The organism is Idiomarina sp. OXR-189 (genome assembly GCF_034373425.1).
Classification (GTDB): Bacteria; Pseudomonadota; Gammaproteobacteria; order Enterobacterales; family Alteromonadaceae; genus Idiomarina; species Idiomarina zobellii.
In genome coordinates this window covers 2,223,256-2,237,249 of sequence record NZ_CP139706.1, presented here as the reverse complement: position 1 = coordinate 2,237,249, position 13,994 = coordinate 2,223,256, and the positions used below count along the sequence as shown (strand labels likewise).

The following is a 13,994-nucleotide window of genomic DNA, read 5'->3' as shown; positions in this document are numbered from 1 at the left end:
CCGCGCGCTACAAGCGCACTGCAACTGGTCTCTCCAGTCGAATTTCTTTTTCATTAACAGTGCATTTCACTGCGTAAAATTCGACGCCATGTTCAGCCGCTTTAATACACAGTTCCGCGTATTTTGGATCGATATGTTTCGCCGGGCTGACAGATTCAATACCGGTGTGCATAACCATATAAAGCTGAACGGCTCTGTGTCCTTCATCGACAACATGCATAAGTTCATTCAAGTGCTTATGGGCACGCTGACTGACGGCATCCGGGAAATAGCCGCTTTCTTTCTCGGCAAGTGTCACGCTTTTTACCTCGACAAAGCACTCTTTGCCATTAGGGTCTACGCCCCACCAGTCGATGCGGCTATTTTCCTGCCCGTACTTCTTTTCAGACCTCAGTTCGGACCAACCGCTAAGCTCCGGTATAAGTTCGCTATTTAGCAGCTCTCCGGCCAGGGTATTGGCACAGCCGGTATTCACCGCAATAAATTCGCCTTCCTTGGTTCGTGATAACTCCCAGGTATGTGAATACTTACGTTTTTTGTTGTCAGAAAGACTGCAATATGCGTCGAACCCAGGTTCAGCACAGCCTGTCATTGCACCGGTGTTCGGGCAGTGAACCGTTGTTATTTGCCCATCACCAAAATCAATGTCGGCAAGAAAGCGTTTATAGCGTTTTTGTAAAACTCCCCGGCGAAGGGGCTTGTTAAATTGCATCAGAGGCCTCATAACTCTAAAGTAACTGAAAGCAAATTATCGAGAGAGGTTGAGAATGTCCAGCGCACTAGCGGTTTACTTAACGAATGAAGCACCAGCAGCTCATTGGAACCCGAAATCGAACGTCGTTTTTGACGGCGACGCAGCAAAAATAGTATTGGTAGACGACGAGTCTGAGAATTTGCGGCGTATTCAAAAAGCCGGGCGAACCCTCGACAACAACGGCTTAGTAAAGGTCGCAGTGTCTGGTGACGGTTGGGATATGGAACGTCAGTGGGCGCTGTATCAGGGCTTTACGTCAACGCTGTCGAAAAATGATGTGGTGTGGCACACAGGCGACGCAGAAGCGGCCAAGCATCTTGATGCTATGCGTGATGCCACCCGCTTTAGCCGTGAGCTCACCAACTTACCGGCAGAAGATATTTATCCGGAAAGCCTGGCTGAGCGCGTTATTGAACATTTTAAAGGGTTAGCGCCCGATGCGATAAGCGCAGAGTTTATTAAAGGTGAGGCTCTGAAAGACGCAGGCTGGATGGGAATTTATACCGTGGGTCGTGCCAGCCAGCATGCGCCTGGCATGTTGGTACTTGACTACAACCCAACCGGCGACGACAACGCGCCTGTTGATACAGCGCTTATCGGTAAAGGTATTACCTATGACAGCGGTGGCTACAGTATTAAGCCGAGCGAAGGCATGTTGTCTATGAAGTGCGACATGGGCGGTGCGGCGACGGTGACTGGTGCATTGTCGCTGGCTATTCGCCGTGGTCTGAACAAGCGCGTTAAATTGATTCTTTGCTGCGCTGAAAACATGATTGACGGACGTGCGTACAAGCTGGGCGATATTATTCGTTATAAGAACGGTTTGACCGTAGAAGTGGTTAATACTGACGCCGAAGGTCGTTTGGTGCTTGCTGACGGATTGCAGGCTGCTGGTGAGTTTGGTGCGAAGAACATTATTGATGCAGCCACGCTGACCGGTGCCGCTCAAATGGCCGTGGGTAACGAATACAATGCGTTGTTTAGTGTCGATGACAGCGCCGCGGCTCGAGCATTGAAAAATGCCGACAAAGAGCACGAGTTGCTGTGGCGTTTGCCGCTGGCTCCATGGCATTCGGAAAACTGCCCATCGGCTTTTGCTGATACCGCAAACAGCCGCCCGCAAAAAGGTGGTGGTGCCGGAGGGGCCAGCAATGCGGCCGGTTTCCTGCTGCGCTTTGCGCCTGAGCAAGGTAAAGGCTGGCTGCACTTTGATTTAGCCGGGGCGTATCAGAAGTCTGCGACAGCTATGTGGGCAACAGGGGCGACAGCGTTAGGCGTCAGAACCATTGCCGCTACTGTTCAAGGTGACTAACTTGGTATGAGCCTACCTGTTGAAAACGTGCTGCCGGCGTTAGCGCAATGCTTCCCGGCAGCACGTGTGGTTTTAGAGGCACCGCCGGGTGCCGGTAAATCGACCTTCCTGCCTCTTTATTTACTGCGCGAACAACTGGGCACTCATGGTATTACTGTTATGCTGCAGCCGCGTCGGGTTGCTGCTGTCAATGTGGCCAGTTACCTGTCCAGGCAACTGGGAGAACAGGTTGGCGAAACGGTTGGCTATATTGTGCGCGGTGAGACGAAACGCTCGAAGAGCACTAAGCTTCTTGTCGTCACTGAAGGCGTATTAGTACGCTGGTTACAGGAAGACCCTGAGCTTAGTTATATCTCCACACTGATATTTGACGAATTTCATGAACGCAATTTACACAGTGATTTAAGCTTGGCGTTAGTCGTGGACGCGCTGCCATTACGTGACGATTTAAACCTGTTGGTCATGTCGGCGACACTGCCGGCCGAAGCTATTTCTGAGTGGTTGTCCGGGTATTGTGAAGGGGTAACAACGCTTAGAAGCGAAGGGCGTAGCTTTCCAATAGACATTCAATACCGAGCACCCAAAACGCGAAGTGAGTGGTTACTGCATTTGCCCAGCGTCATTGTCGAGGCTTTGGGAAACGCTGACAAAGGCGTGCTGGTGTTTCTGCCGGGTATCTACGAAATTGAACGTGTGCAACAAGCACTGGGCTCTCTGGTAGCAACCGATGTCGGTGTTTATACACTGCATAGCCGGCTGTCACTTAAAGAGCAGCAGCACGCGTTAAAAGCCAGTGATGGTAAGCGAATTATTCTCGCGACTAATATTGCAGAGACGAGCCTAACCATAGAAGGCATAGATGTGGTTGTGGACAGCGGACGTGAACGTCGAGCGAACTTTTTGCCGGGTTACGGTATGAACCAGTTGACTACGCACTTTGTGTCTAAAGCATCCGCAACGCAGCGAGCTGGCCGCGCAGGACGATTGCAGCCCGGAACATGCTACCGCGTTTGGTCTAAAGCGGACGAGCACGGTCAGCCTGAGTACGCTTCTGCCGACATAGAAAGTCAGGACTTAACGTCACTGGTACTGGAAGTGATGAAGTGGGGCAGTTCAGTCGACGAACTGGCCTGGCTGACACCGCCCAACTCTGTGCATTGCCGGGTTGCTGAGCAGTTTTTGTCATTAACAGGGCTTTTGGTTGATGGTCAGTTGACGCAGAAAGCGAAGACTCTCGACCCGGGCACCGATGCGCGTCTTGCACTCATTTGCGATGCGGCCCGCTCAGAAAGTCATGAACTGAAGGCTGCTTGCGCCCAGGCTTTGGCGACCCTGGAAGAGCCATCGGCGCACATTAAAACGCTCGATATTCTCGACAGTGCACAGCAACATTATCAACAACGTCAGACATTGAGTCGCTGGCGCAGGCGTTGGCAGTATTGGTTAAAGCGTTTACAGGTGTCTGAGAGTACGCGAGCTAACAACAAAGGCCTAGAAAAAAACCTTATCGCAGGGTTTCCCGACAGGTTGGCAAAGTACAGCAAAACGAAAAAAAGTTACCAGCTGGTCACCGGCGGGCGACTCGCACCCGTTGTCGAGTTATTAAACCAGCCTCAATGGGTAGTTATATTTGACGCAACCTTTCAACAGAGTGATAGCAACGGCAAACTACGGAGTTATGCCGAGCTGCCTGACATTTGCGGCGCAATAGAGGCCGCTGGGTTATCAACTACTGACATTTATTCAGCTGACTGGGTTGGCACGCAGCAAACGCTGACTCGAATTAAGCGGCAGACCATAGGGGTATTGTCTCTGTCCGAAGAGAAACTCGACGGAGATGTGACCAATGAAGAGCGTTGCCAGGCATTTGCGGACTATCTGAATAAAAAAGGTCTTGAAATACTTAACTGGTCGCGAAAGGCAAACCAACTGTTGGCACGCATGCGTTTGTTACAGTCAGTGACCGGCGAATTAAGTGACTACTCACTATCACCTGAGGGCCTGCTTTATAATTTGAAGGCCTGGGCTTACCCGTATTGGACTTCGGTGAAGTCGCTGACGCAGTTACAAGCCTGGGACCCATACGAGGCGTTGGTGTACTGGCTTAACTACGATGAAAAGCAACGGCTGGATAATGCGTGCCCGGAACACTGGGAAACACCCACACAACGTAAAATCTTTATAAATTATCTGGACGGAACCCCGCGAGTTGAGGTGAAATTGCAGGAAATGTTTGGCATAAAGGATTCACCGCGGATTATTGATGGGCAGCAAGTCGTATCGGTCGATTTACTCTCGCCGGCAGGCCGGCTGTTACAGCGAACCAATGACTTAAAGAGCTTTTGGGACAACGCGTATCAGGACGTCCGCAAGGAGATGCGCGGACGCTACCCGAAACACCCGTGGCCGGAAGATCCAATAAACGCCGAGGCGACCTATAAAACCAAAAGGCAAATGCAGTGATAAAACGTCAATGGTTAAGCTATTTATTCTGGACAAGCTTTAAGATTGGTTTAGCGGTTGCTGCCGTCATTGCTGTGTATGCGATATATCTCGATGCCACCCTGTCTAAGCACTTTAAAACAGAGCGTTATCTGGCGCCGGCACTTGTGTACGCCGGCGAGTTACGTGTCTATCCAGGTTACCCATTACAGCAGTCGGCGCTTATAAAAACACTCGAGCGTATTGGCTATAACCGCAGTAATAACACTGAGCAGTCCGGGTACTATTCGGTCGGCAATGACAGCGTCATGGTTCACCGTCGGCCGTTTGATTTCTCAGACGGTCCACAAATGTCTAAGCGGGTTCAGGTTCACTTTGTAAATGACCGAGTTGCATCTATTACCTCGTGGCCCAGTGGGAGAGAGTTGGAGAGCTTTCGTTTGGAGCCTGAGCTCATTGGTCGAATTAGTACGTTAAGCAAAGAAGACCGGTTATTGGTTGGTTTAGAAGTTGTACCAAACCTACTTATTGAGACGCTACTTCAGGTGGAAGATCGCAACTTCTATCATCATAAGGGGGTTTCTCCCTGGGCTATTCTAAGAGCGTTAGTCGCGAACTTAAGAGCAGGCAGAACGGTTCAGGGGGGCTCGACGCTAACTCAGCAGTTGGTTAAAAACTTGTACCTCACCCGCGAACAAACCTTGTGGCGGAAATTTCATGAAGCCATGATGTCGCTGGTTATCGACTACCGTTTTGATAAAAACACTATTCTGGAAACCTATTTAAACGAAGTGTATTTCGGTCAGGACGGACGTAACGCGATTCACGGCATAGGGCTTGCCAGCCAGTTTTACTTCGGTAAACAAGTTCAGGAGCTGTCAGTTGATGAGGTTGCGTTGCTCATTGGCATGATAAAAGGCCCTTCTTATTATGACCCCAGACGTTTTCCTGAGCGCGCTCAAGAGCGCCGGGATACCGTGTTAAAGGTCATGTTTGATCAGGATCTTATCGCAAAATCGACCTATGTCGCCGCGGTACAGCGACAGTTAGACGTGAGGGAAAGTCGACGGTTAGTAGAGCATCCGTACCCTCACTATATGGATATTATTAAACGCGAAATGAAAACCCTGGCGCTGCCGGAAGACTGGCAGGACACAGGCTTGAAAATATACACCCACATGGATGTTAATGCGCAGGAGGCTGTACAAAAATCGCTGGCGCGTAAGCTTACCGATGACGACAGTACTCTGGAAGGCGCTATGGTCGTCGCGAACTATCGTGAAGGGACGGTAACCGCTTTGGCTGGCGGAAGACTCAGCCAAACCGTTGGTTATAACCGGGCATTGATGGCGCTGCGCCCGATAGGCTCACTAATAAAGCCAGTAATTTATGCAACCGCAATGCAAGAGTCCGGTATTGGACTGCATACTCCCGTTGTTGATGAAGCAATTACACTTGAAGATAAACAGGGGAAAACCTGGGAGCCTCAGAACTACGATACCGAATTTAAAGGAAGTTTGCTGCTGTACGACGCGCTTGTTCAGTCGCGCAATATTCCGGCAGTTAGGGTCGGTGTGGAGGTTGGTGTTGATACGGTCATTGATTACATGAGGCGGCTTGGTGTGGTAACGCCACTGGAAGCGTATCCATCGTTAACCTTAGGTTCTGCGTCATTAACGCCGTTTGCAGTCACCAGAATGTACAGCGCCCTGATGAATGACGGCCGCTTCCAGTCGTTGTCAGCAATTTCGTCTATTACCACGCATCAGGGCGATGTTTTATATCGAGCTCCCGATAAGAATGCCTCTCAGGTGTTTGACTCAAAGGTCGCGTACCTGACGAAGTTTGGCTTGCATGGTGTAGTAGCGGAAGGTACTGCGAGCGCCTTACAACGAGTACTAGCCGGACAACAAGTTGGCGGCAAAACTGGTACCACCAATGACTATCGGGATAGCTGGTTTGTTGCCGTTGACGGAGAGCAAGTGGTGACAGCCTGGTTGGGAAGGGACGATAACCAACCGACGGGCCTGACAGGCAGTAGCGGTGCGTTAAGAGTTGTCGCTGACTATTACGAACGTAAACCACCGCTAAGCATGGCGTTGGAGATTCCTGAGCCGTTGAAGATGCAACGTTTTCATGAACGGACAGGGCAACGCATACCTAATGATTGTGATAATGGCGAACTATTGCCAGCAGAAGAAATACGCTTGCCGGACAATATAACCTGTGACGGTAATATTGAGGAAAAAAGTTGGTGGGACCGCTTGTTTGGAGGCTAGCCCCACCGGGCTATTAGCTACTACAGAAGTTAGCTACTAAAGCAGTGGTTTACTTCAGTTGAGTAAAGGCCTTTTCCGCAGCCTGTAAGGTCTTCTCAATGTCATCTTCAGTGTGTGCAGCTGACATGAAGCCGCCCTCAAATGCAGATGGCGCAAGGTACACACCTTCATTCAACATAGCGTGATAAAACGCTTTGAAATGCTCCATATTGCACTGAGTTGCCTGCGCATAAGACGTGACTTCCGGATCTTCAGTGAAGAAGAAACCAAACATAGAGCCTGCACGGTTGGTTGTCATTGGCACGCCCGCTCTGTTGGCTCGCTCTTGAAGGCCATCGACTAAGGCATCTACGCGTTGGTAGAGTTGGTCATAAAGCCCCGGGGTCGACAGTTGCTGCAACGCAGCTAAGCCCGCTGACATGGCGACTGGGTTACCTGACAAGGTGCCGGCCTGATACACTGGGCCAACTGGCGCAATGTAGTCCATGACTTCTTTCTTACCGCCAAATGCACCAACCGGCATACCGCCACCAATTACTTTTCCTAAGGTGGTTAAGTCGGGAGTAATGCCGTAGCGCTCCTGAGCACCGCCGGGCGCAACGCGGAAGCCGGTCATGACTTCGTCAAAAATAAGTACTGAACCGTACTTGTCACAAACGTCACGCAGGCCTTCTAAAAAGCCGGGAACAGGCGGAATACAGTTCATGTTGCCGGCCACTGGCTCAACGATAATACAAGCAATATCGTCGCCGAACTCTTTAAACGCTTCTTTAACTGAGTCGATGTCGTTGTAGTTAACAGTCAGCGTGTGCTTGGCTAAGTCTTCCGGAATGCCCGGAGAGTTTGGAACTCCCAAGGTTAATGCGCCAGAGCCTGCTTTCACCAACAACGAGTCAGCGTGGCCATGGTAGTTACCCTCAAACTTCAGAATTTTGTCACGACCGGTATAACCACGCGCCAAGCGAATAGCTGTCATGGTTGCTTCGGTACCGGAATTTACCATACGAACCTTTTCAATGGACGGTACAATTTTACGAATGGTTTCCGCCATAGTGATTTCAATTTCAGTTGGCGTACCGAAGCTTAAGCCTCTTTTAGCCGCTGCTAATGTTGCCTCTAAGACGGCGGGGTGATTGTGACCAAGAATCATTGGTCCCCATGAACCGACGTAGTCAATGTAACGTTTGCCGTCGGCATCAAACATATAAGCGCCTTCTGCGCTTTCAAAAAATATGGGTGTGCCACCTACGCCACTAAAGGCGCGAACAGGCGAGTTAACGCCGCCGGGAATACTAATTTGTGCTTGTTTGAATAAATCTTCTGAACGACTCATGCCGCAGTTACCTCTTTATAATTGGCTTTTTTCGCTGTACCAAATGACGTCACATTCATGCTTGTCGACCTGGTCAACGACGCCGAGTGTCAGTGCAAATAGCGCCATCCGAATGAGCACTCCGTTATCAGCCTGCCTGAAAATTGCCAGGTTTGGGTTCTGGTTGAGGTCATTATCGAGCTCATTCGCTTCTGCTCGGGAATCCCTCGGTAACGGATGCATAATGACGGTATTGGGTTTGTAGTGCTTGGTATAAATTTCCTGATTTAAACGAAATTTACCGCGATATTGATCAGCGTCTTCGGGACTTGCGAAGCGCTCTTGCTGGATACGGGTTTGATACACAATGTCGGCATCGACAATGCCGTCTACCTTTTCTGTGACAGTGACCTGATGACCCGCGTTCTCCAGAGTGGCTAAGACGGACTCTGGCATCGACAATTCACGCGGAGAAATCAGCGTAAACTTAATGTTTTTATACATGGACAATAGTGTCGACAGCGAGTGCACCGTACGCCCGTACTTTAAGTCACCAATCATGCAGATGTGCATGTTATCGATGCTCTGCTGATGGTAAGCCAGCTCTTTCTCAATGGTATACAGGTCGAGAAGTGCCTGAGTCGGGTGCTCGTTGGCACCATCACCGCCATTAATCACCGGAACCCGGCTGCCACTGGCAAATTCTTTCACCGAGCCGGATTTAGGGTGGCGCATAGCAATAACATCGCTGTAGCTGCTGAGTACACGGGCGGTGTCGTAGAGAGACTCGCCTTTGGCAATAGCTGAGCTTTCCATGCCTGTGGTTTCGCGAACTTCGCCACCTAGCAGGTTAAACGCAGTGCCGAAACTGACTCGGGTACGAGTCGAAGGTTCGAAAAACAGGTTGCCGAGAATGGCGCCATCTAATACCCGGGTGCGTTTTTTACGACGGGCGTAGGGCTGCATTTTATCAGCAACGGAAAAGATATAGTCGATACTGTCTCGGTCGAATTGGTTGACTGAGAGAATGTTGGAACCGGTGAAATTCATCAATAGGTGCGCCTCTGCCGCAGAATGTCACTGGACGCACACTATAGCAAAGTCAGCCCAATTTTAGAATCTAATACGGTTTCACCACGGCTAAAATAATAATCGCGAACAGTGCCAGTACCGGCAGCTCGTTAAAGACTCGGTAGAAACGGTGGCTTTTCGTGTTTTTTCCGTTTTTGAAGTCTTTCAGAAGTTTGAAACAGTAGCCGTGGTAAGCGTATAAGAGCGTCACCAAAACTAGCTTGGCGTGTAGCCAGCCACTGGCGGCAAACCAAGCTGAACCGTAGGCAAAAATAAGTACCAGGCCAAAAACTAAGGTCAGAATGGCAAAAGGAGTTACAAAAAAAAGTAAGCGTCTTTCCATGACACAGAACTGTTCATGCACCGCAGGTTTGGCGTTCATGGCGTGATACACAAACAGCCGGGGTAAGTAAAAAATACCTGCGAACCAGGCGACCATAAAGGCAATATGCAGTGCTTTAACCCATAAAATCCACGTCATGCTAACTCTCTTTGTAATGCTTTTCGGACGGTTTCCCAGGTGACTATGCCACATGGGTGTTCACCGTTTGATTCATAAATATACACCGCACCGCGGCGTTGTTGTCCAATTTCATCGTACACTTCAGCCAGTGTTGATGTAATACGCAAGCCCTTAATGGGTGTATAGCTCAAACTTGGACTGTCACCGGCTGTAATGTCATAGGAGACAAGACGGTACAGCGGTTGGTTGTCTTCGTCGACTGACATGACAATAACGGTTTTGGCCTGAGCGGACTCGAGCGAGTCGACCAACTCATTCTGAGTGGGCTCAAGCAATAGTTTAAAGTCGGTTTCCATGGCATTTTCAACGCCGGTTTTTTGCAGCGCCACATGGACGGGAGCCAATTGGTAAGGCAGACCCTGTAACTCTAACTGAGCGATAAAAATCGACTTTGACTTAAATAGCTGGCTGGATATCAGGTAGGCAGGCACAATTACCAGCATCGCCGGAATAATAATTTCCACACTGCGCGACAACTCAACAATAGCCAGTAATGCTGCCATAGGTGCGTGGATACAGGCCGCCAGAATACCGGCCATACCCAATAGAATAAAGCTGTCAAAAGACAGAGCTTGCTGAATACCCAGTACGTCAACAGCGCCGACAAAGACCGCGGCGATAATAGCTCCAATACCGAACACCGCACCAATTAACCCGCCGGGGATACCCATGCCAAGAGCAATTGCAGCGGCAAATAGCTTAGCAAGCAATAAGGTTGTTAATAGTGACATTTCGCCCTGGTGATTAATCACCTGCTCAATAGCGGTTAGCCCGGGACCTAAACTGTTTGGAATGATAACTGCCAGAGACGCGGTGATAATGCCTGCGAACAGTAGCCGGGTCAGTAAGGACATGTCTTTCACGGTGTCCATGACATCCAGCATGAGTTTTTTGAAGATAACGCCGACGACGCCTAACACGACACCCAGTATAACCACCCAAGGCAATTGAGTGGTCGGAATGTCTTGTGCCGATAGCATGGCCAGCTCTGATGCAACGCCGAAAATCTCTTCGGTGATTAAAGACCCGGCGACGGCCGACAGCATGACTGGAATAAAGACGTGGACTTTGTATTCCCGCAGTACCACTTCCATAACCAATACCATAGCGGCAAGTGGGGTATTAAAAGAGGCCGCAATAGCCGCCGCAATACCGCAGGCGGCAAGCGTGCGTAATGCGTTTTTAGGGGCATCGACATGGAAGCCGAGCCAAGTCGATGCGGCGGCTCCTAAATGAACTGCGGGACCTTCGCGGCCGACACTGTACCCGGCAATCAGGGCAATAATTCCACCAAAAAACTGGTTAACGGTGCTGCGCCAAGGAAGCATGCCGTAATGTTGTTTCATGCGATGAATAACATAAGGAATGCCCATACGAACGTAGCGCGAGCCTGACAAACGAAAAATACCGTAAATTAATAACGCCGCCGCAATGGGTATGGTAAAACGAAGCGTTGTCGGCAAGGGCTCCTGCCAGTATGTGTCGTTACCAATGAGATGAGCGCCGTACTCAATAGCAAAACGGAAACCGGCAATCATTAAAGCAGCAAGTACGCCCCCGGCAAGCCCTAATAGACAGATAGCAATTGTTGTCGTTGGCATGGCCAATTGTTTGCGTAACTGCTGTCGTAATAAAGGCGCCATTTAGTGTTGTTCCTTAAACGAAACCCGGGCTCGAGGCTTGCATATTTATCAATAACATATCAGCATAAGCGGCTAATGGAAACGAGCGAGCATTATGAAGCAGTACTTTAATCTCAAATATTGGCAAAAAAGGTTCGGAAGGCTGCCTGTTTTCTTCGCAGTGGCAGGTCTACTGATTCTGTTTGCTTATCTGGCATATCTTGCCGGCGTTTGGCATGCAAAGTCGTTAAAAGAAACGGTCAGCGAGCAGTCCGCACAACTTGATGATATGTATGAGCGCCTGGAACAGATGGAATACCAGCGTCATATTATGCAAGTAGAGCTGGATATTGAGCGTTCATCGAATCAAAGCCTGCAAGACGAGTTAACTGCACTACAAAACGACAACTACGCATTGCGTCGAGATCTCGCTTTTTACCAAAAGATAATGGCGCCTGAGTTGCAGGAAAGTGGCGTGACTATCGACTCCATAACAGTGACACCAAACCAGGCAGATAAGCATTTCCACTTCTCCTTGGCGGTTCTGCAAATTGAGCAACGCAGGCGCTTTGTTGAAGGGCGTGTCGCCATCGACCTGGTTGGTCGCATAGACGGTCAGAAAAAGCGCTTTGATTTAATGAAGCTTGCCAACATTAGCGGCGACGACCGTACCTTTACTATGCGTTATTTTTCGATTTATGAGGGTGATTTCTTCATGCCCGAGGGCTTCGTGCCTGAGCGTATTGACGTATCGGTGACTTTAACCGATGGTGGTCGCGGCACGTTGAACCGTTCGTTTTTTTGGAAGGACATTCGTAAAGGTAAGCCGGCGCCGAACGTCAGAACCGACGGCGATACTTGACCAAAATAGTCAGGTAAGAGAAAATGCCGATAGAGTTCAACAAAGGTGAAACACTATGAGCAGTTCTGCGGAAACAGCGGTACCTATTGAGTTTACCGAACAAGCCGCAAAAAAAGTGAGCCAACTCATTGCGGAAGAAGAAAATCCGAACCTTAAGTTGCGCGTTTATGTAACGGGCGGCGGGTGCTCGGGCTTTCAGTATGGCTTCACCTTTGACGAAACCCCTAACCCGGGTGACATGCAGGTGGAAAAAGACGGGGTCACATTGTTAGTAGATCCAATGAGTCTTCAGTATTTAATGGGCGGTATTGTCAGCTATGAAGAGGGCTTGCAAGGCTCTCGCTTTTTTGTCGATAACCCGAATGCCACTACTACCTGTGGTTGTGGTTCAAGCTTTTCTATCTAGTCTTTACAGGGCGTCTGCTTCAGCTGAAAACTGGGCTTATTTGCGCTAAAATGACCTCACCATTTGTTGTGAGGTTTTTTTATGAGTGCATACGCTGAACATATCAAAACGGTTTGTGAGCGCTTCGACAAAGCACTAGCAGATACCGGTTTTGAATCGACCCTGGTTTACTCAGGTCAGCCACGAGTCGATTTTCTTGACGACAACGCGCCGCCTTATCGCGTCAACCCGCTGTTTAAATACTGGGTACCTGTTACTGAAAGCCCCAAAAGTGCGATTTTTTATCGCAAAGGCAGTCAGCGTCCTACCGTTTATCTATTCCAGGCCAGAGACTTCTGGCACGCTCCGGTTGATGTGCCCGAAGAAGAATGGCAGCAGTATGTCGATCTAAAAATTATCGATGACCTCAGTATTATGACTGATGATATCGGCAGTGAGCTGGCGAATACTGCATTTATCGGTGAAGATTTTGCAGAGCCGGTTCATAGCTGGAACGTAAAAGCGCGTAACCCACAAAACCTGATTGATCATCTGCACTTCCACCGAGCCATTAAAACCGAGTGGGAACTGGAGAACTTGCGTGAAGCCAATAAGTTGGCGGCGAAAGCGCATGTCGCTGCAAAAGAAGCTTTCTACGCTGAAAAAAGTGAGCTGGAAATTCATCACGCGTATTTGGCCGCCATTAACTTTCGTGAGTCACAGGTGCCCTATAACAGCATTGTCGCTTTAAACAGTCACTCTGCGATTTTACATTACGATGTCTATGACACTGAGCCGCCGAAGCAATTTCGTTCGTTCTTAATTGATGCGGGGGCACGTTACCGAGGCTACTGTGCCGATATCACGCGTTCATACGCATACGAAGAAGGTTTTTACGCTGACTTAGTAGAAGCAATGGATAATGCTCAGAAAGAGTTACTCAGCGAAATTAAGCCGGGCGTTAATTACTACGACTTACATGTGTCTATGCACCTGAAAGTAGCTAAAATCCTGAGTGACTTTGGCTTTATCAATGGCGATGCACAAAGTATTTACGACAAGGGTTATACCAGTGCCTTTATGCCGCACGGTCTTGGCCACTTTATTGGCTTACAGGTTCATGACGTTGGTGGCTTCCTGAAGTCTGACGACGGCAGCAGTTATGAGCGTAGTGAGCGTCACCCATTCTTGCGTTTATTGCGTGACATTGAAGAAGGTCAGGTCTTTACAATTGAACCGGGGCTGTATGTCGTTGACCAGCTGCTTGAAGAGCACAAAGACAGTGATGATATCAACTGGGACAAAGTGGACGAGCTAAGACCGTATGGTGGCGTTCGTATTGAAGACAGCATCGTGGTTGGTAAAGACGGTAACAATGAAAACCTGACTCGTGATGCTTTTAAAGCGCTTGGTGCAGAGTAAGGCTCACTCG

11 protein-coding genes are annotated in these 13,994 nt (G+C 49.4%); 6 read left to right on the top strand and 5 right to left on the bottom strand.

The annotated features are described in order from the left end of the window. Positions 1 to 7: 7 nt before the first annotated feature. Entirely contained in the window at positions 8 to 712 is a 705-nt protein-coding gene (gene sfsA, locus UM402_RS10980) for a DNA/RNA nuclease SfsA (protein WP_058577064.1), read from the bottom strand. A gap of 55 nt (positions 713 to 767) precedes the next feature. On the opposite strand from sfsA, the gene pepB reads away from it, so the two are divergent. From pepB to mrcB, 3 genes are read left to right on the top strand one after another with little or no spacing between them, the layout of a single operon-like run. Continuing rightward, positions 768 to 2,066: an aminopeptidase PepB gene (gene pepB / locus UM402_RS10975; RefSeq protein ID WP_058577063.1), complete on the top strand. Its 1,299-nt coding sequence runs from the start codon at positions 768 to 770 to the stop codon at positions 2,064 to 2,066. Positions 2,067 to 2,072: 6 nt separating this feature from the next. Then, positions 2,073 to 4,529, top strand: a complete 2,457-nt coding sequence (gene hrpB / locus UM402_RS10970) for an ATP-dependent helicase HrpB (protein ID WP_058577062.1) — start codon at positions 2,073 to 2,075, stop codon at positions 4,527 to 4,529. Further along, entirely contained in the window at positions 4,526 to 6,787 is a 2,262-nt protein-coding gene (gene mrcB, locus UM402_RS10965; protein ID WP_058577061.1) for a penicillin-binding protein 1B, read from the top strand. The genes hrpB and mrcB overlap by 4 nt, the downstream gene beginning before the upstream one ends. Positions 6,788 to 6,836: 49 nt before the next feature. On the opposite strand, the gene hemL is transcribed toward mrcB, so the two are convergent. From hemL to UM402_RS10945, 4 genes are all read right to left on the bottom strand, one after another. Further along, positions 6,837 to 8,120, bottom strand: coding sequence for a glutamate-1-semialdehyde 2,1-aminomutase (hemL, locus tag UM402_RS10960; RefSeq protein ID WP_058577060.1), 1,284 nt, complete (start codon positions 8,118 to 8,120; stop codon positions 6,837 to 6,839). A gap of 15 nt (positions 8,121 to 8,135) precedes the next feature. Further along, positions 8,136 to 9,149, bottom strand: coding sequence for an aspartate carbamoyltransferase (locus UM402_RS10955; protein ID WP_053953881.1), 1,014 nt, complete (start codon positions 9,147 to 9,149; stop codon positions 8,136 to 8,138). 70 nt (positions 9,150 to 9,219) lie between these two features. Then, the gene (gene hemJ / locus UM402_RS10950; RefSeq protein WP_058577059.1) at positions 9,220 to 9,651 is read right to left on the bottom strand and encodes a protoporphyrinogen oxidase HemJ; all 432 of its coding nucleotides are present in this window, start codon (positions 9,649 to 9,651) and stop codon (positions 9,220 to 9,222) included. After that, positions 9,648 to 11,336, bottom strand: coding sequence for a chloride channel protein (locus UM402_RS10945; protein WP_058577058.1), 1,689 nt, complete (start codon positions 11,334 to 11,336; stop codon positions 9,648 to 9,650). Before UM402_RS10945 ends, hemJ begins: the two co-directional genes overlap by 4 nt. A 94-nt stretch (positions 11,337 to 11,430) precedes the next feature. Between UM402_RS10945 and UM402_RS10940 the strand changes: the two genes are divergently transcribed. The 3 genes from UM402_RS10940 to pepQ all read left to right on the top strand — a co-directional run bounded on the left by UM402_RS10940 (position 11,431) and on the right by pepQ (position 13,984). Beyond that, a complete protein-coding gene (locus tag UM402_RS10940) occupies positions 11,431 to 12,177 on the top strand; it encodes a DUF6776 family protein (protein WP_058577057.1) in 747 nt (248 codons plus the stop codon). Positions 12,178 to 12,232: 55 nt separating this feature from the next. Further along, positions 12,233 to 12,583 carry an iron-sulfur cluster insertion protein ErpA gene (gene erpA / locus UM402_RS10935; RefSeq protein ID WP_058577056.1) on the top strand — a complete coding sequence of 117 codons (351 nt, stop codon included), beginning with the start codon at positions 12,233 to 12,235 and terminating at the stop codon, positions 12,581 to 12,583. A gap of 81 nt (positions 12,584 to 12,664) precedes the next feature. Beyond that, positions 12,665 to 13,984 (top strand): Xaa-Pro dipeptidase, encoded by a 1,320-nt coding sequence (pepQ, locus tag UM402_RS10930; protein WP_053953886.1) that lies wholly within the window; start codon positions 12,665 to 12,667, stop codon positions 13,982 to 13,984. The last annotated feature ends 10 nt before the right edge of the window (positions 13,985 to 13,994 follow it).